Origin of the sequence: Pseudomonas sp. MYb327, assembly GCF_040438925.1 — a bacterium.
Classification (GTDB): domain Bacteria; phylum Pseudomonadota; class Gammaproteobacteria; order Pseudomonadales; family Pseudomonadaceae; genus Aquipseudomonas.
In genome coordinates this window covers 4,273,208-4,295,220 of record NZ_CP159258.1, presented here as the reverse complement: position 1 = coordinate 4,295,220, position 22,013 = coordinate 4,273,208, and the positions used below count along the sequence as shown (strand labels likewise).

Sequence of the window (22,013 nt, the reverse complement as noted above, 5' to 3'; positions counted from 1 at the left end):
AGTCGAGCCGGTTTCCGGCTCGATGTGTGTCCGGCGCCGTTTGCGACCGGGCATGAGTACCTTGATAAGGACTGACGTTTCCCATGTTGACCATCGCACTGTCCAAGGGCCGCATCCTTGACGACACCCTGCCGCTTCTGGCTGAAGCGGGCATCGTGCCGACCGAGAATCCGGACAAGAGCCGCAAGCTGATCATCCCCACGACCCAGGAAGATGTACGCCTGTTGATCGTGCGTGCCACCGACGTGCCGACTTACGTTGAGCATGGTGCCGCCGACCTTGGTGTCGCAGGTAAAGACGTGTTGATGGAATACGGCGGCCAGGGCTTGTACGAGCCGCTGGACCTGCAAATTGCCCAGTGCAAGTTGATGACTGCCGGCAAGGTCGGTGCGGTCGAGCCCAAGGGCCGCCTGCGCATCGCCACCAAGTTCGTCAACGTTGCCAAGCGCTACTACGCCGAACAAGGCCGTCAGGTCGACATCATCAAGCTATACGGCTCGATGGAGCTGGCGCCGTTGATCGGCCTGGCCGACAAGATCATCGACGTGGTCGACACCGGCAACACGCTGCGGGCCAACGGCCTGGAGCCACAGGATTTCATTGCGGCCATCAGTTCCCGGCTGATCGTCAACAAGGCTTCGATGAAAATGCAGCACGCCCGTATCCAGGCGTTGATCGACACCCTGCGCAAGGCAGTGGAGTCTCGACACCGCGGCTGATTCACCTGCGCGACCGCAAGGCGCGCCGTCTATCCGCCTCATAGCCAGAATTCTCAGGTGCCCAAGCGGATCGAATGTTAGCTTCGGGCGCCTGAGTTTTTTGCCAATCCTATGAGGCTCTCGCTATGACCGCACCGACTGCAATTCGCCGACTCAACGCTGCTGACCCGGATTTTGCGCATCATCTGGATCATCTGCTGAGCTGGGAAAGTGTCTCTGACGACTCGGTCAATCAGCGCGTGCTGGACATCATCAAGGCTGTGCGTGAGCGTGGCGACGCGGCGCTGGTGGACTTCACCCGCCAGTTCGATGGCCTGGACGTGAAGTCCATGGCCGACCTGATCCTGCCGCGCGAACGCCTGGAACTGGCGCTGACACGCATTACCGTGGCCCAGCGCGAAGCGCTGGAAGTCGCCGCCACCCGTGTGCGCAGCTACCACGAAAAACAGAAGCAGGACTCCTGGAGCTACACCGAGGCCGACGGCACCGTGTTGGGCCAGAAAGTCACGCCGCTGGACCGCGCCGGGCTGTATGTACCGGGCGGCAAGGCATCGTATCCGTCGTCGGTGTTGATGAATGCGATCCCGGCCAAAGTCGCTGGCGTGACTGAAGTGGTCATGGTCGTGCCAACCCCGCGCGGTGAAATCAACGAACTGGTACTGGCCGCAGCCTGCATCGCCGGCGTCGACCGCGTGTTCACCATTGGCGGCGCGCAGGCCGTTGCGGCACTGGCTTACGGCACCGAAAGCGTGCCGAAAGTCGATAAAGTGGTCGGGCCTGGCAACATCTATGTCGCCACTGCCAAGCGCCACGTATTTGGCCAGGTCGGCATCGACATGATCGCCGGTCCGTCCGAGATCCTCGTGGTGTGTGACGGCAAGACTGATCCGGACTGGATCGCCATGGACCTGTTCTCCCAGGCCGAGCACGACGAAGACGCCCAAGCGATTCTGGTCAGCCCGGATGCCGAATTCCTCGACCAGGTCGCCGCCAGTATCGCCAAACTGATGCCGACCATGGAGCGTGCCGAAATCATCGAAACGTCGATCAATGGCCGTGGCGCGTTGATCAAGGTGCGCGATATGGAGCAAGCCATGGAAGTGGCCAACCGCATTGCGCCGGAGCACCTGGAGCTGTCGGTCGCCGATCCGCAAGCCTGGCTGCCGCAGATCCGCCACGCCGGTGCGATCTTCATGGGCCGCCACACCTCCGAAGCCCTGGGCGATTATTGCGCAGGTCCGAACCACGTGTTGCCAACCTCCGGCACCGCGCGGTTCTCCTCGCCGCTGGGCGTGTACGACTTCCAGAAACGCTCGTCGATCATTTTCTGCTCCGAGCAGGGTGCGTCCGAACTGGGCAAGACCGCTTCTGTGCTGGCCCGCGGCGAGTCACTGACTGCCCACGCCCGCAGCGCCGAATACCGCATTCTTGATGATAAGCAGGGGAACTGAGCATGAGTAAATTCTGGAGCCCGTTCGTCAAGAACCTGGTGCCGTATGTGCCGGGCGAGCAGCCGAAACTGGCAAAACTGGTGAAGCTCAACACCAACGAAAACCCGTACGGTCCATCGCCGAAAGCTTTGGCCGCGATGCAGACCGAGCTGAACGACAACCTGCGCTTATACCCGGACCCGAACAGCGATCTGCTGAAGAACGCCGTCGCCCAGTATTACGGCGTGCAGGCCAATCAGGTGTTCCTCGGCAACGGTTCCGATGAAGTGTTGGCGCACATTTTCCATGGTTTGCTGCAGCACGATCAGCCGCTACTGTTCCCGGATATCAGCTACAGCTTCTATCCGGTTTACTGCGGTCTGTACGGCATCAAGTTCGATGCGGTGCCGCTGGACGAACAGTTCCGGATCAACCCGGCGGACTACGCCAAGCCGAACGGCGGGATCATTTTCCCGAATCCGAACGCGCCGACCGGTTGCCTGCTGGCGCTTGAAGCTGTCGAGCAAATCCTCAAGGCGAGCCCGGATTCAGTGGTCGTGGTGGACGAGGCTTACATCGACTTCGGCGGTGAAACGGCGATTAGTTTGGTCGACCGTTATCCGAACCTGCTGGTGACCCAGACCTTGTCCAAGTCCCGTTCATTGGCGGGTCTGCGGGTTGGTCTGGCCGTCGGCCATCCGGACCTGATTGAGGCGCTGGAGCGGATCAAGAACAGCTTCAACTCCTATCCGCTGGATCGCATGGCTAATGTCGGCGCGGCGGCGGCGTTCGAGGATCGCGAGTATTTCGACAAGACTTGCCGGTTGGTCATCCAGAGTCGCGAGAAGGTTGTTGCGCAGCTGGAGGAGAAGGGTTTTGAAGTGTTGCCGTCGGCGGCGAACTTCATTTTCGCCCGTCACCCCAAACACGATGCGGCCGGGCTCGCCGCGAAGTTGCGTGAGCAAGGCGTGATCGTTCGGCACTTCAAACAGGAGCGGATCGCCCAATTCCTGCGGATCTCCATCGGCACGCCAGAGCAGAATCAGGCGTTGATTGATGGTCTCGGCGATCTCTAAACCATCACTGAACCTGTAGGAGCCGGCTTACTGGCGATGGCGATCTGGCATTCAACATCAATGTTGAATGTTATGACCTCATCGCGAGCAGGCTCGCTCCTACAGTGTTTTGTGGTGTGGCTTACTCGTGATGCGGTTCGCCCAGGAACGTCAGCGAGCTGAACAGCCCGCGACTGTTCACGTCAACGTTGTCTTTCACCGGCACTTCCACCTGCGCCGAAATCACATTCAACCCTTCATTGCGCACCAGCACTTTTGCCCGGCCATTGGCATCGGTTTCGGTGCTCAAGGTATTCGGCGCATTCCGATAGTCGCCCACCAACTTCACGCCCGCCGCCGGTTTTCCATCCAGCAGCACCTGGACTGGCAGTGATTCGCCCGGCCCTACGGTCAGCGGATCGACCTCAGGCAGAATCAGCAATTTGATTTGATCAAGCTTGGGCAGCTTCGCGCCCGGCTGATAAATCGCCAGGCTGTATTTGAAAGTCTGGGTCGCCTCGATCGCCCCTGGCACTTTGCTGCGTCCTTCGTTGATCCACTTCTTGTCGGAGGTCTGCGACCACATGCCGTTGTCCAGGGCTACCGCGAGCACCGCCGGTGGCTTCAACGGTTGCAGGCGCGCGTGATCGGCCAGACGCTGAACCGTGACCGGGATCATTTTGCCATTGGCGTCATAAGCCCAGGCTCCGCTGATTTTCTGCGCCTTGAAGGCATTGTCTTCGGCACCGTGGCCGTAAATGACTTCGATGTTGCCGCGTCGTTGCTCGGTCCACAGGCCATGGGCCGAGACCTCCGTGGCCAACAGCAAGCCAAGCAGGGCCAGGGGTTTTCGAGTGTGCATGGGGACGTCCTTTTACAGAGTGAGTGTCAGGCTGACGGTGAAATTGCGCGGCTCGCCGGGGTTGACCCAGTAGTTGCTGTAGGAGCGCTCGAAGTATTTCTCGTCGAAAAGGTTGTTCAGGTTCAGGCCCACGGTGATGTTGTCACTGGCCTTGTAATGGGCGAGCAGGTCGACGGTGTGGTACGCGGCTAACTCAAAGTCGCTTCCGGCTTCACCCGAGCGATCACCGACGTAGGTGAATGCAGCGCCTACGTCCGAGCCGCGCAGTTGGCCGTCCTGAAATTCATAAACACCCAACAGGCTGCCACTGCGTTTGGCCACGCCGAGCATGCGGCTGCCAGTGGGAATGACCTTGTCGCCCTGAGTGACTTCAGCGTCTATGTAGGCGAAGGCGCCGATCACCCGAACAGCGTCGGTAATTTGCCCGGCGACTTGCAGATCGAAACCCTGACTGCGCGCCTTGCCCATGGCGCGGCTGGTGTCGGTAGCCGGGTCGAGGGCGAGAACATTTTCCTTTTCGATATGGAAAGCGGCGAGGGTGCTGCTCAAGCGTTCGTCGAACAGTTTGCTCTTGATCCCGATTTCGTAGCCGACGCCTTCTTCCGGGTCGAAGGATTTGCCCGCCGCATCCAAGCCATTGTTTGGCTTGAACGAGGTCGAGGCATTGGCGAACAGACCGACTTCGGGCGTCAGTTGATAAAGCAAGCCGGCCCGTTGGGTCAGGGCGTCTTGGCGCTGGCGACTGGTGGCGTCACGGGTGTGATCGTCGATGCGTTGCTCGAAGTGTTCGAAGCGCGCACCGAGCATGCCGCGCAGTGTGTCGGTGAAGATGATCTGGTCCTGCAGGTTCAGTGCATGACTATCGACGTGCTCGAAGAAGTCCGTGCCGGAGCGTGCGCCATCGGGTTTCGGCTGGCCGTACACGGGGTGATAGATGTCGATCGCATACGGGATGCCGGCAATCGTCGTGACCCGTTCGTTCTTGCGGTAATGCTCGTATTCGCTGCCGACCAGCAATTCGTGCTGCCAGGTGCCAATGTCGAAAAAACCACGCAGTTCGAGTTGGGTAATGCTGTCATGCCAATCATTGTCGCGCTCGCGGTAACGGCGGTTGACGGTGTGACCATCGGCATTCAGTGGTCGCGACTCCGACGCAAATCCCCAGAGTTTGCCTTCCTTGTAATGGCTGGCCAGGCGCAGTTTCCAGGTGTCGTTGAGCTGATGTTCAAGCGCGGCTTGCAGCAGGGTGTTGTGGTTGTCGATATTGCCGTCGTTGGGTTCGCCGAGGAAGGTCGAACGGGAGACGCCGCTCCAGGTGTTGTTCGGTGCGACGATGCCGCGGTCGAACGTCGAACTGTGGCGAACGAACTCGCTCTCCACTAAAAGGTTGGTGTCAGGGTTCAGTTGCCAGCTGAAGGAGGGGGCTACGAACACGCGCTGGCTGTCGACATGATCGCGGAAGCTGTGATTGTCCTCGACGGCCAGGTTGACCCGTGACAGCACGTTGCCTTGGTCATCCAGTGGCGTGTTGACGTCCAGTGCGGTGCGGTAGCGATCCCAGCTGCCCGCGCTGGTTTGCAAGGTCGCGAAGTCTTCAGGTTGAGGTTTCTTGGTGACGATGTTCACCGTGCCACCAGGATCACCCCGGCCATAAAGGCTGGCGGCGGGGCCTTTGAGCACTTCGATTCGCTCGATGTTCGCCACATCCGGCGTGCTCGGGTAGCCACGGTTGGCGCTGAAGCCGTCCTTGTAAAACTCCGACGTGGTGAAACCGCGCACGCTGTATTCGTAAAGCGTCAGGCCGCCGAAGTTGTTCTGCTTCGAAACGCCGCCGGCAAAATCCAGTGCGCGCTCGACGCTGGTACTGCCCAGATCGTTGAGCACGCTGACGGGAATCACGCTGATCGATTGCGGGATGTCGCGAATGGCGGTGTCTGTCTTGGTCGCGCTGGCGGAACGGGTGGCGCGGTAGCCGTTGACTGGGCCGATGGGGGATTCATAGTCGGATGTGACGCTGATGGCGTCCAGTTCCAGAGCTTGGGATTCTTCGGCAAGCGCTGATTCGCCCAACAGTCCGAGGGCAAGACTTGCCACAAAGACCTTTTTTCGAGACGACATGTTATGTTGTTCCAATTGCTAGAATTGAAACAATATAACATGCCTAATGAGAATGTCTTCTATTGGCTCGAAATGATCGGGTTTGTCTTAATTCTCGTCTTTTTCCTTCACCGGCGCCGGCGGCGGACGCAAACCGATTTCCGCGCTGAGCTTGAGTTCCTTGCCGTTGCGCATCACCTGAATGGTGATCTTGTCGGTCGGCTTGATTCGTGCGACCTGGTTCATCGAGCGGCGGCCGTCGCCAGCCGGCTCGCCATCGATGGACAAAATCACGTCGCCCAGCTGCAAACCAGCCTTCTGTGCCGGGCCGTCACGGAAAATCCCCGCGACGACGATGCCTGGACGTCCGGACAGACCAAACGATTCCGCCAGTTCCTGGGTCAACGGCTGGACTTCAATGCCGAGCCAGCCACGAATCACCTGGCCGTGCTCGATGATCGACTTCATCACTTCCATCGCCAGTTTCACCGGAATCGCGAAACCGATGCCTTGGGAGCCGCCGGATTTGGAGAAGATCGCCGTGTTGATGCCGGTCAGGTTGCCGTTGGCGTCCACCAGCGCACCGCCGGAGTTGCCGGGGTTGATCGCGGCGTCGGTCTGGATGAAGTCTTCGTAGTTGTTCAGGCCCAGCTGATTGCGCCCGGTGGCGCTGATGATGCCCATGGTCACGGTCTGGCCGACGCCGAACGGGTTGCCGATGGCCAGGGCCACGTCGCCGATGCGGATATTGTCGGAACGGCCGACAGTGATCGACGGCAGGTTTTTCAGATCGATCTTCAGCACCGCGAGATCGGTTTCCGGGTCGCTGCCAATGACCCGGGCCAGGGTTTCACGTCCGTCCTTGAGCGCGACGACAATCTGGTCGGCGCCGCTGGTTACGTGATTGTTGGTCAGGATGTAGCCTTCCGGGCTCATGATCACGCCGGAACCGAGGCTCGATTCCATGCGCTTCTGCTTGGGCGAGTTATCGCCGAAGAAACGCCGAAATTGCGGATCTTCAAACAGCGGATGGCTCGGTTTGTTGATGACTTTGGTGGTGTACAGGTTCACCACGGACGGCGCGGCGGTGGTCACTGCGTCGGAATAGGACACCGGACCTTGCTGCATGGTGGTGGTTTGCGGGGCTTGCTGCAGATTGACGTCGAGGCTTGGAAGCCCGACCCACTGCGGGTAACGCTGGATTATCAACAGAGCGACAAGCACGCCGGCCAACAGCGGCCAGCCGGAAAAACGCAGCGCCTTGAGCATTAAGCACGTCCTGAGAGGGTTGCAGGCGGTATGAGACCGCCCATAATGTCGCGCATTATACGAGGCGCGCGCGCCTCTGAACGGGATATTTAGGAGTCTTTTATGGCCGTCGCCCTGAGCACACTCGTCGAAGAAGCCGACCGTTACCTCAACAGCTCGAAAATAGCCGATTACTGCCCCAACGGCTTGCAAGTCGAAGGGCGGCCGCAAGTAATGCGCATCGTCAGTGGCGTCACCGCCAGCCAGGCTTTGCTTGATGCGGCGGTGGAAGCCAATGCCGATTTGGTACTGGTGCATCACGGGTACTTCTGGAAGGGCGAAAACCCGTGCATCACCGGCATGAAACAGCGGCGGTTGAAGACCTTGCTCAAGCATGACATCAGCTTGCTGTCTTATCACCTGCCGCTGGATTTGCATCCGGACGTCGGCAACAACGTGCAACTGGCGCGTCAGCTGGACATCACCGTTGAAGGTCCGCTGGACCCCGACAATCTGAAGGTCGTCGGTCTTGTCGGCTCGTTGAACGAACCGGTGACACCCCGTGATTTCGCCCGGCGCGTGCAGGAAGTCATGGGCCGCGAGCCCTTGCTGATTGAAGGCAGCGCGATGATTCGCCGCGTCGGCTGGTGCACCGGAGGCGGTCAGGGCTACATCGATCAGGCAGTGCTGGCGGGCGTCGATCTGTACCTCAGCGGCGAAGCGTCCGAGCAAACCTTCCACAGCGCCCGTGAAAACGACATCAGCTTCATCGCCGCCGGTCACCACGCCACCGAACGCTATGGTGTTCAGGCACTGGGCGATTACCTGGCACGGCGTTTTGCGCTGGAGCACATCTTTATCGATTGCCCGAATCCGATTTAAAGCACAGAAGGTCCAAGCGCTTTTGCAGGAGCCGGCTTGCTGGCGATGGCGTCCCTTTGATTGCGGCGGTATTCGAAGGCCCCATCGCTGGCAAGCCAGCTCCTACAGAGGCGCGGAGGCCCAAACGGACGGGCATATTCATATGCTCTTTCGATCTAGTTGGTGTCCTCATTAGAAGAGGTCGCTGTGCTAGGATTCCCCGCTCGAACACGGCCCGCTGGCCGTTCATAAGAAAGATTTCGTGAGTAGCCATGGTCGACAAACTGACGCATCTGAAACAGCTGGAGGCGGAAAGCATCCACATCATCCGCGAGGTGGCCGCCGAGTTCGACAACCCGGTGATGCTGTACTCCATCGGTAAAGACTCCGCCGTGATGCTGCACCTGGCACGCAAGGCCTTTTTCCCCGGCAAGCTGCCGTTCCCGGTGATGCACGTCGACACTCGCTGGAAATTCCAGGAGATGTACAAGTTCCGCGACAAGATGGTCGCCGAACTGGGCCTGGACTTGATCACCCATATCAACCCGGACGGCGTGGCGCAGAACATCAACCCGTTCACCCACGGCAGCGCCAAGCACACCGACATCATGAAGACCGAGGGCCTGAAGCAGGCACTCGACAAGCATGGTTTCGACGCCGCTTTCGGTGGTGCCCGCCGCGACGAAGAGAAATCGCGCGCCAAAGAGCGCGTGTACTCGTTCCGCGACAGCAAGCACCGCTGGGACCCAAAAAACCAGCGCCCTGAGCTGTGGAACGTCTACAACGGCAAGGTCAACAAGGGCGAATCCATCCGCGTATTCCCGCTGTCGAACTGGACCGAGCTGGACATCTGGCAGTACATCTACCTTGAAGGCATCCCGATCGTCCCGCTGTATTTCGCCGCCGAGCGTGAAGTCATCGAGAAGAACGGCACGCTGATCATGATCGACGACGAGCGCATCCTCGAACACCTGAGCGATGAAGACAAAGCCCGTATCGTCAAAAAGAAAGTGCGTTTCCGTACCCTTGGCTGCTACCCGTTGACGGGCGCGGTGGAGTCCGAGGCCGAAAGCCTAACGGACATCATTCAGGAAATGCTCCTGACGCGAACTTCCGAGCGCCAGGGCCGTGTCATCGACCACGATGGCGCCGGCTCCATGGAAGACAAAAAACGTCAGGGTTATTTCTAAGGGGTTGTTATGTCGCACGCATCTGATTTGATCAGCGAGGACATCCTCGCCTACCTGGGCCAGCACGAACGTAAAGAACTGCTGCGCTTTTTGACCTGCGGTAACGTCGACGACGGCAAGAGCACCCTGATCGGGCGCCTGCTGCACGACTCCAAGATGATCTACGAAGATCACCTGGAAGCGATCACCCGCGACTCGAAAAAAGTCGGCACCACCGGCGAAGACATCGACCTGGCGTTGCTGGTCGACGGCCTGCAGGCCGAGCGTGAACAAGGCATCACCATCGATGTCGCGTACCGCTATTTCTCCACCGCCAAACGCAAATTCATCATCGCCGACACCCCGGGCCATGAGCAGTACACCCGCAACATGGCCACAGGTGCCTCTACCTGTGACCTGGCGATTATCCTGGTCGACGCCCGCTACGGCGTACAGACCCAGACCCGTCGCCACAGCTTCATTGCCTCGTTGCTGGGCATCAAGCACATCGTCGTCGCCATCAACAAGATGGACCTCAAGGACTTCGATCAGGGTGTGTTCGAGTCGATCAAGGCCGACTACCTGAAGTTCGCTGAAGGCCTGAAGCTCAAGCCGACCAGCATGCACTTCGTGCCGATGTCGGCGCTGAAGGGCGACAACGTGGTGAACAAGTCCGAGCGTTCGCCGTGGTACACCGGCCAGTCGCTGATGGAAATTCTCGAGACCGTGGAAGTGGCGGGCGACCGCAACTTCACCGACTTGCGTTTCCCGGTGCAGTACGTCAATCGTCCAAACCTGAACTTCCGTGGTTTCGCCGGCACCCTGGCCAGCGGCATCGTCAAGAAGGGCGACGAAGTCGTGGTTCTGCCGTCGGGCAAGAGCAGCCGCGTGAAATCCATCGTCACTTTTGAAGGTGAGTTGGAGCACGCCGGTCCTGGCCAAGCGGTAACGCTGACCATGGAAGACGAGATCGACATCTCCCGTGGCGACCTGTTGGTTCACGCCGACAACGTGCCGCCAGTGACCGACAGCTTCGAAGCGATGCTGGTGTGGATGGCTGAAGAGCCGATGTTGCCGGGCAAGAAGTACGACATCAAACGCGCCACCAGTTACGTGCCGGGCTCTATCGCCAGCATCGTCAACAAGGTCGACGTGAACACCCTTGAGGAAGGCCCTGCCAGCGCGCTGCAGCTGAACGAAATCGGCAAGGTCAAGATCGCGCTCGACGCGCCGATTGCCCTCGACGGTTACGACAGCAACCGCACCACCGGCGCCTTCATCATCATCGACCGCTTGACCAACGGCACTGTTGGCGCGGGCATGATCGTCGCGCAACCACTGGCGCACGGCACCAGCACGCATCACGGCAAACTGGCTCACGTTGCCACCGAAGAACGCGCTCAGCGCTTCGGCCAGCAACCGGCCACCGTGTTGTTCAGTGGTTTGTCGGGCGCCGGTAAAAGCACCCTGGCGTATGCAGTTGAACGCAAGTTGTTCGACTTGGGCCGCGCGGTGTTTGTACTGGATGGCCAGAACCTGCGTCATGACCTGAACAAAGGTCTGCCACAGGATCGCGCCGGGCGTACCGAGAACTGGCGTCGTGCCGCGCACGTGGCGCGTCAGTTCAACGAAGCCGGTCTGCTGACCTTGGCGGCATTCGTTGCACCGAGTTCTGAAGGTCGTGAGCAGGCGAAGGAGCTGATCGGCAAGGAGCGTCTGTTGACGGTCTACGTCCAGGCCTCGCCAACGGTCTGTGCCGAACGTGATCCACAAGGCCTGTACGCGGCCGCCGGGGATAACATCCCGGGCGAGTCCTTCCCGTATGACGTGCCGCTGGATGCCGATCTGGTTATCGACACTCAGTCCGTGTCGCTGGAAGAAGGCGTCAAGCAAGTGCTGGATCTGCTGCGTAAGCGTGGCGCGATCTAAGGCTTAGCCATTAATGAAAAACCCGCCGATGAGTGATCATCCGGCGGGTTTTTTATTGCCTCGAGATTGCCAGCGATGAGGCCATAACAGACACCTGATTACTTTGCTGGATACTCCCGATGCATCTGTCCCAACAACGCATCCTTGTCTTCCCACAACTGGTTGATCCAGCCCTGAAATTGCAGGCGATACTCACCATCCTGGTCGTAATTCTTGCCAATGAACTGCGGCGGTATCTTCAGTTCTTCAAAATGCACCACCACATCTGCCACATTCCCGCACAGCAAGTCCCAGAAACCGGGACGTCCGCCCGGGTAGTGGATGGTCACGTTGACGATGGATTCCAGTTGCTCACCCATGGCGTCCAGCACAAAGGCAATGCCGCCGGCCTTGGGTTTGAGCAGATATTTAAACGGTGATTTCTGTTGGGCATGTTTGCCCTCAGTGAAGCGCGTGCCCTCGACAAAATTGAAAATCCCCACCGGGTTATTGCGAAACTTCGCGCAAGTCTTGCGGGTGGTTTCCAGGTCTTTACCTTTCTTTTCCGGGTGTTTTTCCAGATAGGCCTTGGAGTAACGCTTCATGAACGGAAACCCCAGCGTCCACCACGCCAGACCAATCACCGGCACCCAGATCAGCTCTTGCTTGAGGAAGAACTTCAGCGGCTGGATACGGCGGTTGAGCACGTATTGCAGCACCAGAATGTCGACCCAGCTCTGGTGGTTGCTGGTGATCAGGTACGAATGCTTGTAGTCGAGACCTTGCAGACCGCTGATGTGCCAACGGGTGCGCCTGACCAAGTTCATCCAGCCTTTGTTGTTACTGATCCAGGCTTCATGGATATGGTTCATCAGCCAAAGTGTGAAGCGTTGAGTGAGGGCGAACGGCAACACTTTGAGAATCGCCACGCAGAACAGAAACGAGCAGAGCAAAATTGTGTTCAGGGCCAGCAAAAGCGATGCAATCACACCGCGTACGGCGGCAGGTAGAAAATCCAGCATTTAAACATCCATAGGTCGGTTGGCTGCCTGGATCGCGGTCAACGCGATGGTGTAGACGATGTCATCGACTTGCGCGCCGCGTGGCAAATCGTTCACCGGTTTGCGCAGGCCTTGCAGCATCGGGCCGAGGCTGACGCAGTCGGCGCTGCGCTGCACGGCTTTATGCGTGGTGTTGCCGGTGTTGAGGTCGGGGAACACGAATACCGTGGCGCGACCTGCTACCTGGCTGTTCGGCGCCAGTTGCCGGGCAACGGTTTCGTTGGCAGCGGCGTCGTACTGCAACGGGCCGTCGATCAGCAGCGAGTGCTGTTGTTCGTGGGCCAGCAGGGTGGCTTCACGGACCTTTTCGACTTCTTCGCCACTGGCCGATTCACCGCTGGAGTAGCTGATCATCGCCACGCGCGGGGTGATGCCGAATGCGGCTGCCGAATCCGCACTTTGCAGTGCAATTTCGGCCAGCTCGCTGGCGCTCGGGTGCGGGTTCATCACGCAGTCGCCGTAAACCAGCACTTCCTCTGGAAACAGCATGAAGAACACCGAGGACACCAGTGTGCAACCCGGCGCGGTTTTAATCAGTTGAAGGGCCGGGCGAATGGTGTTGGCGGTGGAGTGAATCACACCCGATACCAGTCCATCGACTTCATCCAGCGCCAGCATCATGGTGCCGATCACCACGGTGTCTTCCAGTTGCTGCTCGGCCATCGGCGCATTGAGGCTTTTGCTTTTGCGCAGGGCGACCATTGGCTCGACGTAACGCTCGCGGATCAGGTCCGGGTCGAGGATTTCCAGGCCTGGTGGCAACTCGATGCCTTGGGCGCGGGCTACGGCTTCGACGTCCGCCGGTTTCGCCAGCAATACGCAACGAGCGATGCCGCGAGCCTGACAGATCGCCGCCGCTTGCACGGTCAACGGTTCGCTGCCCTCGGGCAGGACGATACGTTTGTTGGCGTTCTGCGCACGCTGAATCAATTGATAGCGGAACACCGCCGGCGACAGGCGCATTTCCCGTGGCGTGCCACAGCGCTGGTGCAGCCAGTTGGCATCGAGGTGGCTGGCGACGAAATCGGTGATGATTTCCGCGCGCTCGCGGTCGTCGATCGGGATTTCCTTGTTCAGGCCGTTCAACTGGTTGGCGGTGTCGTAGGAACCGGTGCTCACCGACAACACCGGCAGGCCGGCCTGCAAAGCGCCACGGCAGAGGTCCATGATGCGCGGGTCGGGCAGGGTGTCGCTGGTCAGCAGCAGGCCGGCCAGCGGCACGCCGTTCATGGCGGCGAGGCTGACGGCGAGGATGATGTCGTCGCGGTCACCGGGTGTCACCACCAGCACGCCGGGCTTGAGCAGTTCCACGGTGTTGCGCATGGTGCGCGCGCAAATGATGATTTTGGTCATGCGCCGGGTTTCGTAGTCGCCGGCGTTGAGCACCTGGGCGCCCATCAGATCGGCGACGTCTCGGGTGCGCGGGGCGTTCAGTTCAGGCTGGAACGGAATGCAGCCGAGCAGGCGGAAATCGCCACTGCGCAACAGCGGCGAATGCTCCTTCAGGCGCGCGGCGAAGTCTTCCATGCTTTCGTCGGTCTTGACCTTGTTCAGGATCACGCCGAGGACTTTCGGGTCTTTCGGGCCGCCAAACAATTGCGCCTGCAACTCGACGCGACCGGAGAGCTCGGTCAGCACTTCGTTTTCCGGCGCCGACACCAGAATCACCTCGGCATCGAGACTTTTGGCCAAATGCAGGTTGACCCGTGCGGCATAGCTGGCGCTGCGGGTCGGCACCATGCCTTCGACGATCAGCACGTCCTTGCCGATGGCGGCCTGCTGATAGAGGGTGATGATTTCTTCGAGCAGTTCGTCCAGCTGACCATCGCCAAGCATGCGCTCGACATGGGCCAGGCCCAGCGGCTGCGGCGGTTTCAGGCCGTGGGTACGGGCCACCAGTTCGGTGGAGCGCTCCGGGCCGGTGTCGCCCGGGTGTGGCTGGGCAATCGGTTTGAAAAAGCCGACTTTCAGACCGGCGCGCTCAAGGGTGCGCACCAGCCCGAGGCTGATAGAGGTCAGACCCACTCCAAAATCGGTGGGTGCGATAAAAAAAGTTTGCATGCGAATTCTCTAAAGGAGCATGGCAATGGCGACCATCTATAGCTGACGATCTACCGCAATTCAGTCGCCAAGGTTATCGCTAACCGAGCCCTGTGCGCACCAACCGCAATCAAAGGGCTGGCCTATTTTTTCAAGACGTTGCACGGGATCCATGACCCAGGCTCGCGATTGCCATGGTGGCTGGTGTCGCAGGTGTTGGGTATGGCCGCAGGAAAGCTCGGCCACCCAGTGTCCGTCCTCGTCCTGATGAAAGCCCGTGATCGTCACAACCCGTCTGTCCGGGTTGTGTTCGCTTTCAGGCGATTGCTTCGCTAAACTTGGCCTTTCAATATTCTTCTGCAAAAGGTCTCGCCCCATGCTGATCGCCGCCAATAAGGCTGTCTCCATCGACTATACCCTGACCAACGACGCTGGTGAGGTCATCGACAGCTCCGCCGGCGGCGCGCCGCTGGTCTACCTGCAAGGCGCAGGTAACATCATCCCTGGCCTGGAAAAGGCACTGGAAGGCAAAGCAGTCGGCGAAGAGCTGACCGTAGCCGTTGAGCCGGAAGATGCCTACGGCGAATACGCTGCCGAACTGGTCAGCACCCTGAGCCGCAGCATGTTCGAAGGCGTTGATGAACTGGAAGTGGGCATGCAGTTCCACGCTTCCGCTCCGGACGGCCAGATGCAGATAGTGACCATCCGCGATCTGGACGGCGATGACGTTACCGTCGACGGCAACCACCCGTTGGCCGGTCAGCGCCTGAATTTCCAGGTCAAGATCGTCAACATCCGTGACGCCAGCCAGGAAGAAATCGCTCATGGCCACGTCCATGGCGAAGGTGGCCATCACCACTGATTTTCTGCGCTAAGCTTTCGATAACTGGAGAGGCGCCCCGAGGGCGCCTTTTTAGTTGCGGCTGTCCCGATTGACGCCGCCAAGTGGCTGTTTCGAGAAGAACACTGGAATCTGGAGTACGTCATGAGTGCTTTTCACGATCTTAATTTGACAGCCCTGGATGGGCAGGCGCTACCCCTGGCACCTTTCAAGGGGCATGTCGTGCTGGTGGTCAACGTTGCCTCCAAATGTGGTTTGACCCCACAGTACGCGGCACTGGAAAACCTCTACCAGCAATACAAAGGCAAAGGCTTTAGCGTGTTGGGGCTGCCGTGCAACCAGTTTGCGGGGCAGGAGCCGGGCACCGAGCAAGAGATCAAGGCGTTTTGCAGCCTCAACTATGGCGTGACGTTTCCGTTGTCCAGCAAGCTGGAAGTCAATGGCCACGAGCGTCACCAGCTGTATAAATTGCTGGCGGGCGAGGGTGCGGAATTCCCCGGTGACATCACCTGGAACTTTGAAAAATTCTTGCTGGGGAAAGACGGACGCGTGCTGGCGCGGTTCTCACCGCGTACAGCACCGGATGATCCCTCTGTCATTCAGGCGATTGAAAAAGCCCTGAGCTGACACTCCCTTTTGTAGGAGCTGGCTGGCTAGCGATCGCGGTGTTCCTGATACACCGTGGCGCATGGATCGCCAGCAAGCCGGCTCCTACAGACTCTCTACCTTTTGACCCTTAATCACCAAAATCAATAGTGCTTCCCAGCTCGCACGAAGCTCCATATTATCGCCGTCATAAAGTCATTCTTCGTGGAGCGTCCCATGCCTGTAAAAGCCCTGTTCAAACCGTTCCACCTCGGCACCCTCGAATTGCCGACCCGCGTCGTCATGGCGCCGATGACTCGCTCGTTTTCGCCGGGCGGCGTACCTAATTCCAAAGTGATCGAATACTACCGTCGTCGTGCCGCCGCCGGCGTAGGCCTGATCGTCACCGAAGGCACGACCGTTGGTCACCAGGCGTCCAACGGCTATCCGAACGTGCCGCATTTCTATGGTGAGGCTGCGCTGGCTGGCTGGAAAAAAGTTGTCGACGCTGTACATGCCGAAGGCGGCAAGATTGTTCCGCAGTTGTGGCACGTAGGCAGCGTGCGTCGCATCGGCACCGAGCCGGATGCCAGCGTGCCGGGTTACGGTCCGTCGGAAAAAGTGAAGGACGGCCAGGTCGTGGTTCACGGCATGACCCATCAGGATATTCAGGATGTGATTGCCGCGTTCGCCCAGGCGGCGAAGGATGCCCAGAGCATCGGCATGGACGGCGTGGAAATCCACGGCGCCCACGGCTATCTGATCGACCAGTTCTTCTGGGAAGGCAGCAACCAGCGCACCGACGAATACGGCGGCAGCCTGGCCAACCGTTCGCGTTTTGCCATCGAATTGATTCAAGCCGTGCGTGCCGCGGTCGGTGAAGGTTTCCCGATCATCTTCCGCTTCTCGCAGTGGAAGCAGCAGGACTACACGGCGCGCCTGGTGCAAACCCCGGAAGCGTTGGGTGAGTTCCTCAAGCCGTTGTCCGATGCCGGCGTGGATATTTTCCACTGCTCAACACGCCGTTTCTGGGAACCGGAGTTCGACGGTTCCGAGCTGAACCTGGCGGGCTGGACGCGCAAACTCACCGGCAAGCCGACCATCACCGTGGGCAGCGTTGGTCTGGATGGCGAATTCTTGCAGTTCATGGTCAACACCGACAAGGTCGCGCAACCGGCCAGCCTGGAAAAACTGCTGGAGCGTTTGAACAACGACGAGTTTGACCTGGTGGCGGTTGGCCGTGCGCTGCTGGTGGACCCGGACTGGGCGCAGAAAGTGCGTGACGGTCGCGAAGAAGACATCCTGCCGTTCAGCCGTGAGGCGTTGATGACGCTGGTTTAAGTAGCGTCTGGACTGAACCTGTCGCCGGCAAGCCGGCTCCTACAGATGTCGCGGTTTCTTAGAAACTGTAGGAGCTGGCTTGCCAGCGATGACCCTCTCAAAAACAACAAAGATTCAAGGCAAGGTCGGTGCATTCGGCATCACCAACTCCCCCACGCAAGCCCCCCGTAACTGCCCCTCAAACTGCTCGATAATCGTCGCCCAACCCTGCCGGCTGGCATGCTGGCGCGCATTGAGCCGCACACAGCGCAAGGTTTCGCGTTTCTCCAGCAACCACACCGCGGCATCACAGAATGCCTCCTCATCCCCCGGCATCGCCAACACGCCGTTGTAGCCATGCCGGATATGCTGCGCCGCTGCCGCCTGATCGTAAGCCACCACGCCCAAACCGGAGGCCAGTGCTTCCAGCACGACATTGCCGAAAGTTTCCGTCAGGCTCGGAAACAGGAACACATCGCCCGAGGCATAGTGACCGGCGAGGACTTCACCCCGTTGTGAGCCACAGAAAATCGCCTCGGGCAGGTCCTTCTCCAGGGCTGCACGCTGCGGACCGTCACCGATCACGATCAATTTCAGGGTGCGCTGTGGATAAGTTGTTTTCAGTGTGTCGAAGCAACGCTTGAGCAGGCCGAGATTTTTTTCCGGGGCCAAACGTCCGACATGGATGACAGCGATATCTTTCTCGCCCAGCCCCCATTGTTCGCGCAGCGCATTCACCCGTTTGGCCGGGTGAAACAATTGGCTGTCGACGCCTCGGGACAATAACGCCAGGCGCTCGAAATGCCGGCGTTCCAATTCCATCCTTTGGCTCACGCTTGGCACCAGCGTCAGCGTCGAACGATTGTGAAACCAGCGCAGATAGTGGGTAAGCAAACGCGTCAGCAGTCCAAGCCCGTATTGACTGGAGTACTGCTGGAAATTGGTGTGAAAGCCGCTGACCACCGAAATCCCCAGGCGCCGTGCCGCGCGCAATGCCGACAGTCCCAACGGTCCCTCGGTGGCGATGTACAGCACGTCCGGGCGGTGACGCTTCCAGCGCCGCAGCAGCTTGTGCATCGACGACTGGCCCCATTGCAAACCGGGATAGCCCGGCAGCGGCCAGCCCCGGCACAACAGCAATTCATCGTCGCTGCTGTTCTGCTGATCGCAGTCCTGACGCGGTCGCACCAATTCCACTTGATGCCCACGTGCTCGCAAACCGTCGCACAAGCGACCAAGGGTATTGGCCACGCCGTTGATTTCGGGTGGAAATGTTTCGGTGATCAGGGTGATATGCAGAGCTGTCGTCATGACCCCAGTGTCGGCTGAGGCCATGTCGGCGTTGTGACGGTCAGATGATGGATTTGTGACCGGATTAGCGTTCGGTCACCAGGTTTTCGGCCCCACGTTCGCGGACCCAGAACAGCGTTGCCCCGGCCACTGCTGCTGGCATCATCAGGATGTTGACCACCGGAATCAGCAACACCAGATAAACGCTGCCGCCGAAACTCATGCTCTGCCAACGCTTCTCGCGCAGCCAGGCGAGCATCTCGTTCCAGCCCAGTTTGTGGTTGTCGGCCGGGTAGTCGATGTACTGGATCGCCATCATCCATACCCCAAACAACAGCCACAGCGGTGCAGCGATGATGTTCACCACGGGGATGAACGAGAGGATGAACAAGCCGATCGCACGGGGCAGAAAGTAGCCGAGTTTGCGCATTTCCCGGGCGAAGGTCCGCGGGATCATGGCGATCAGTTCGCCCCAGCTGAAGGCCGGGAAGTCGTCGGTGCCGCGCACCACCACTTCGACTTTTTCCGCGAGGAAGCCATTGAACGGTGCGGCGATGACGTTGGCGAGCATGGTGAAGGTGAAAAACACCATCAGCACCACGAGCACCACAAAGAGTGGCCACAGGACATAGCTGAGGAAACTCAGCCAATCAGGCAGGGACGGCATCAGCGTATCGACCCACAGGCTGAATTGATGGCCGGCCAGATAGATCAATCCGACGAACAGCACCAGGTTGATCAGAAGTGGGAGCAATACAAAAAGGCGCAGGCTGGGGCTGAGAACCAGTTTCAGGCCTTCGCGCAGATATTGCGGGCCGGACAGAACGGGGGCGGGCATAACGTGCTCCGAGCAGAGGGTAAACGCGCCGACCTTACCGGCTTTGCCTGACAGGTGAAAGCACGACAGCGGTATCGACATTCACTGTAACAAAGGCGTCCTGATAATCACGCCGACGGAATAGAGACCACCTATGAGCTGGATTGTTAAACCGTATTTCCTTAATCTTCGCCCCCTCGATACGCTGCACCCAATCTTTTTACAGGACGGTCGGGTTCAAGCCTTCCCAAAGTGCCTTCCACCGTTCTTTTTTATTCCCGCCGGCAACCCGGCGTTCCGCGCCAGGTGTTCCGGGCCGGTCAACAGGAGCAGGTCATGTCTGAAGTCCGTCATTCGCGTGTGATTATTCTTGGTTCCGGCCCTGCCGGTTACAGCGCTGCGGTATACGCCGCCCGTGCCAACCTCAAGCCATTGCTGATCACCGGCATGCAGGCCGGCGGTCAACTGACCACCACCACCGAAGTCGACAACTGGCCGGGCGACGTTCACGGCCTGACCGGCCCGGCGTTGATGGAGCGCATGAAAGAGCACGCCGAGCGCTTTGAAACCGAGATCGTTTTCGATCACATCAATGCCGTGGATTTCGCTGCCAAGCCATACACCCTGATCGGCGACAGCGCGACCTACACCTGCGACGCCCTGATCATCGCTACCGGCGCCAGTGCTCGTTACCTGGGCCTGCCATCGGAAGAAGCGTTCATGGGCAAAGGCGTTTCGGCCTGCGCGACCTGCGACGGTTTCTTCTATCGCAACAAGCCAGTGGCTGTTGTGGGCGGCGGTAACACTGCGGTTGAAGAAGCGCTATACCTGGCCAACATCGCCAGCACCGTGACTCTGATTCACCGTCGCGAAACGTTCCGCGCCGAGAAAATCCTGATCGACAAGCTCAATGCCCGCGTCGCCGAAGGCAAGATCATCCTTAAGCTGAACGCGACCCTGGACGAAGTCCTGGGCGACAACATGGGCGTGACCGGTGCCCGCCTGAAGAACAACGACGGCAGCTTCGACGAAGTGAAAGTCGACGGCGTGTTCATCGCCATCGGCCACACCCCGAACACTTCGCTGTTCGAAGGCCAGCTGACGTTGAAAGACGGCTACCTGGTCGTGCAGGGCGGCCGTGACGGCAACGCCACTGCCACTAGCGTCGAAGGTATCTTCGCCGCCGGTGACGTGGCTGATCACGTATATCGTCAGGCCATCACCTCGGCCGGTGCCGGTTGCATGGCGGCACTGGATACCGAGCGCTACCTCGACAACGTGAAGAACGCTTGATTCTGCGCCCATAAAAAAACCGGCTTCGGCCGGTTTTTTTATGGGCGACGCAGACCTGTAAAAGCCGGCTTGCTGGCGATTGCGGTGTGTCAGGCGATATCAATATTGGTAGATATGCCGCCATCGCCAGCAAGCCGGCTCCTACAGGGACAGCTTGGCGAGGCACGCCTCAAGGATGTCCAGACCCTCCTCAAGCACCGCAGCTTCGGTGGTCAACGGCGCCAGCAGCCGAATGATGTTTCGCGATTTACCGCTAGGCATCAGTAACAAACCCGCGTCCCGCGCCAGGGCCAGCAATTGCGTCAGCTGCGCCGAAGCGGGCGTACCATCAGGCTTGATCAGCTCGATACCGCGCATTGCTCCGACACCGGTCAGGCGGCCGAGATACGGCGACAGCTTGTTCGCGCGCCAGGTTTCGTAGCGACTGACAATCGCTTCTTCCTGTTGCGAACCCCAGGATTGCAGATGGGCGTCGGTCATCTCGTCCAGAGTCGCCAGTCCGGCCGCGCAAGCGATGGGATTGCCCGAGTAAGTGCCACCAAGGCCACCCTTGGGCAGATTATCGAGCAGCGCCTTGCGCCCGACCACCGCACCCAACGGAACGCCGCCGGCGATGCTTTTGCCTAGCAGGATCAGATCGGGCTCAATGCCCAGGCGCGAGAACGCAAAGCGCTCGCCGGTACGCCCGAAACCGGACTGGATTTCATCGACGATCAGTACGATGCCTTTTTCGTCGCAGAACCTGCGCAACGCCTGGGCGAACTCGACGTCCATCGCCAGGAAACCGCCTTCGCCCTGCACCGGCTCGACGATAAAGCAGGCCACGTCGTCGACGTCGATCTCGACGCTGAACAGCCGCTCCATGGCCTTCAGTGCGTCGGCGCAGGTCACGTCGTTGTCACGGCTCGGATAAGGCAGGTGATACACCGGCCCTGGCAACACACCGACTTTTTGTTTGTACGGCGCAACTTTACCGTTGAGGTTGAGGGTGGCCAGTGTGCGACCGTGGAAGGCGCCATCGAAGGCGACGACGGCCGTGCGGCCGGTCGCTCCACGGACGATCTTCAGGGCGTTCTCCGCCGCTTCGGCACCGCTGTTGGTGAGCATGCCGCTGACCGGGTAATCCACCGGGATAAACGCGCTGAGGCGATCCATGAAAGCGAGGTAGGGCGTATGGGGTGCGGCGTTGAACGCGTAATGAATCAGGCGGGTGGCTTGTTCCTGGATGGCTTCGACGATACGCGGATGGCAATGGCCCAGGTTCAGTACGCCGATGCCACCGACGAAATCGATGAAGCGTTTGCCATCAGTGTCCCAGACCTCGGCATTTTTGCCGTGGCTGAGCGTGACGGGGTGAACGATGTTGATCGACTGACTGATGGATTCGCTGCTCATGGATGACCGACTCTGAAGAAGG

At 59.5% G+C, this 22,013-nt stretch carries 19 protein-coding genes; 10 read left to right on the top strand and 9 right to left on the bottom strand.

What is annotated here, in order from left to right; genetic code table 11:
* Nucleotides 1-83: 83 nt before the first annotated feature.
* The 3 genes from hisG to hisC all read left to right on the top strand — a co-directional run bounded on the left by hisG (nucleotide 84) and on the right by hisC (nucleotide 3,225).
* The gene (hisG, locus tag ABVN21_RS19410; protein ID WP_008018703.1) at nucleotides 84-719 is read left to right on the top strand and encodes an ATP phosphoribosyltransferase; all 636 of its coding nucleotides are present in this window, start codon (nucleotides 84-86) and stop codon (nucleotides 717-719) included.
* 125 nt (nucleotides 720-844) lie between these two features.
* Nucleotides 845-2,170 (top strand): histidinol dehydrogenase, encoded by a 1,326-nt coding sequence (hisD, locus tag ABVN21_RS19405; protein WP_339553331.1) that lies wholly within the window; start codon nucleotides 845-847, stop codon nucleotides 2,168-2,170.
* 2 nt (nucleotides 2,171-2,172) lie between these two features.
* The gene (hisC, locus tag ABVN21_RS19400; RefSeq protein ID WP_339553332.1) at nucleotides 2,173-3,225 is read left to right on the top strand and encodes a histidinol-phosphate transaminase; all 1,053 of its coding nucleotides are present in this window, start codon (nucleotides 2,173-2,175) and stop codon (nucleotides 3,223-3,225) included.
* A gap of 121 nt (nucleotides 3,226-3,346) precedes the next feature.
* Here the strand turns inward: hisC and ABVN21_RS19395 are convergent, their stop codons facing one another.
* From ABVN21_RS19395 to algW, 3 genes are all read right to left on the bottom strand, one after another.
* Nucleotides 3,347-4,066, bottom strand: coding sequence for a DUF4198 domain-containing protein (locus ABVN21_RS19395; protein ID WP_339553333.1), 720 nt, complete (start codon nucleotides 4,064-4,066; stop codon nucleotides 3,347-3,349).
* A gap of 12 nt (nucleotides 4,067-4,078) precedes the next feature.
* Nucleotides 4,079-6,184: a TonB-dependent siderophore receptor gene (locus ABVN21_RS19390; RefSeq protein WP_339553334.1), complete on the bottom strand. Its 2,106-nt coding sequence runs from the start codon at nucleotides 6,182-6,184 to the stop codon at nucleotides 4,079-4,081.
* Between the two features lie 87 nt (nucleotides 6,185-6,271).
* Complete coding sequence (algW, locus tag ABVN21_RS19385; RefSeq protein WP_339553335.1) at nucleotides 6,272-7,432, bottom strand: Do family serine endopeptidase AlgW; 1,161 nt, start codon at nucleotides 7,430-7,432, stop codon at nucleotides 6,272-6,274.
* Nucleotides 7,433-7,534: 102 nt separating this feature from the next.
* On the opposite strand from algW, the gene ABVN21_RS19380 reads away from it, so the two are divergent.
* From ABVN21_RS19380 to cysN, 3 genes are all read left to right on the top strand, one after another.
* Nucleotides 7,535-8,293, top strand: coding sequence for a Nif3-like dinuclear metal center hexameric protein (locus ABVN21_RS19380; protein WP_339553336.1), 759 nt, complete (start codon nucleotides 7,535-7,537; stop codon nucleotides 8,291-8,293).
* 251 nt (nucleotides 8,294-8,544) lie between these two features.
* Nucleotides 8,545-9,462, top strand: a complete 918-nt coding sequence (cysD, locus tag ABVN21_RS19375; protein ID WP_339553337.1) for a sulfate adenylyltransferase subunit CysD — start codon at nucleotides 8,545-8,547, stop codon at nucleotides 9,460-9,462.
* Nucleotides 9,463-9,471: 9 nt separating this feature from the next.
* The gene (gene cysN, locus ABVN21_RS19370; RefSeq protein ID WP_339553338.1) at nucleotides 9,472-11,370 is read left to right on the top strand and encodes a sulfate adenylyltransferase subunit CysN; all 1,899 of its coding nucleotides are present in this window, start codon (nucleotides 9,472-9,474) and stop codon (nucleotides 11,368-11,370) included.
* 98 nt (nucleotides 11,371-11,468) lie between these two features.
* On the opposite strand, the gene ABVN21_RS19365 is transcribed toward cysN, so the two are convergent.
* From ABVN21_RS19365 to ABVN21_RS19355, 3 genes are read right to left on the bottom strand one after another with little or no spacing between them, the layout of a single operon-like run.
* Nucleotides 11,469-12,371 (bottom strand): acyltransferase, encoded by a 903-nt coding sequence (locus ABVN21_RS19365; protein WP_339553339.1) that lies wholly within the window; start codon nucleotides 12,369-12,371, stop codon nucleotides 11,469-11,471.
* A complete protein-coding gene (gene pta, locus ABVN21_RS19360) occupies nucleotides 12,372-14,471 on the bottom strand; it encodes a phosphate acetyltransferase (RefSeq protein WP_339553340.1) in 2,100 nt (699 codons plus the stop codon).
* 60 nt (nucleotides 14,472-14,531) lie between these two features.
* Nucleotides 14,532-14,858 (bottom strand): DUF3565 domain-containing protein, encoded by a 327-nt coding sequence (locus ABVN21_RS19355; RefSeq protein WP_339553341.1) that lies wholly within the window; start codon nucleotides 14,856-14,858, stop codon nucleotides 14,532-14,534.
* Here ABVN21_RS19355 and ABVN21_RS19350 point away from each other — a divergent pair.
* From ABVN21_RS19350 to ABVN21_RS19340, 3 genes are all read left to right on the top strand, one after another.
* Nucleotides 14,827-15,312: a peptidylprolyl isomerase gene (locus tag ABVN21_RS19350; RefSeq protein WP_339553342.1), complete on the top strand. Its 486-nt coding sequence runs from the start codon at nucleotides 14,827-14,829 to the stop codon at nucleotides 15,310-15,312. The two genes, ABVN21_RS19355 and ABVN21_RS19350, sit on opposite strands and share 32 nt — an antisense overlap.
* Nucleotides 15,313-15,435: 123 nt before the next feature.
* Entirely contained in the window at nucleotides 15,436-15,918 is a 483-nt protein-coding gene (locus ABVN21_RS19345) for a glutathione peroxidase (RefSeq protein ID WP_339553343.1), read from the top strand.
* Between the two features lie 195 nt (nucleotides 15,919-16,113).
* Nucleotides 16,114-17,217: an NADH:flavin oxidoreductase gene (locus ABVN21_RS19340; RefSeq protein WP_339553344.1), complete on the top strand. Its 1,104-nt coding sequence runs from the start codon at nucleotides 16,114-16,116 to the stop codon at nucleotides 17,215-17,217.
* A 114-nt stretch (nucleotides 17,218-17,331) separates the two neighbouring features.
* Here ABVN21_RS19340 and ABVN21_RS19335 read toward each other — a convergent pair whose 3' ends face one another.
* Both ABVN21_RS19335 and cysZ read right to left on the bottom strand, forming a co-directional pair.
* Nucleotides 17,332-18,531, bottom strand: coding sequence for a glycosyltransferase family 1 protein (locus tag ABVN21_RS19335; protein ID WP_339553345.1), 1,200 nt, complete (start codon nucleotides 18,529-18,531; stop codon nucleotides 17,332-17,334).
* A 40-nt stretch (nucleotides 18,532-18,571) separates the two neighbouring features.
* Nucleotides 18,572-19,324 carry a sulfate transporter CysZ gene (gene cysZ / locus ABVN21_RS19330; protein ID WP_339553346.1) on the bottom strand — a complete coding sequence of 251 codons (753 nt, stop codon included), beginning with the start codon at nucleotides 19,322-19,324 and terminating at the stop codon, nucleotides 18,572-18,574.
* A gap of 315 nt (nucleotides 19,325-19,639) precedes the next feature.
* Here cysZ and trxB point away from each other — a divergent pair, with 315 nt between their 5' ends.
* A complete protein-coding gene (trxB, locus tag ABVN21_RS19325; RefSeq protein WP_339553347.1) occupies nucleotides 19,640-20,596 on the top strand; it encodes a thioredoxin-disulfide reductase in 957 nt (318 codons plus the stop codon).
* A gap of 141 nt (nucleotides 20,597-20,737) precedes the next feature.
* Here the strand turns inward: trxB and ABVN21_RS19320 are convergent, their stop codons facing one another.
* On the bottom strand, nucleotides 20,738-21,991 hold the full coding sequence (locus tag ABVN21_RS19320) for an aspartate aminotransferase family protein (protein WP_339553348.1): 1,254 nt from the start codon (nucleotides 21,989-21,991) through the stop codon (nucleotides 20,738-20,740).
* Nucleotides 21,992-22,013 lie beyond the last annotated feature (22 nt).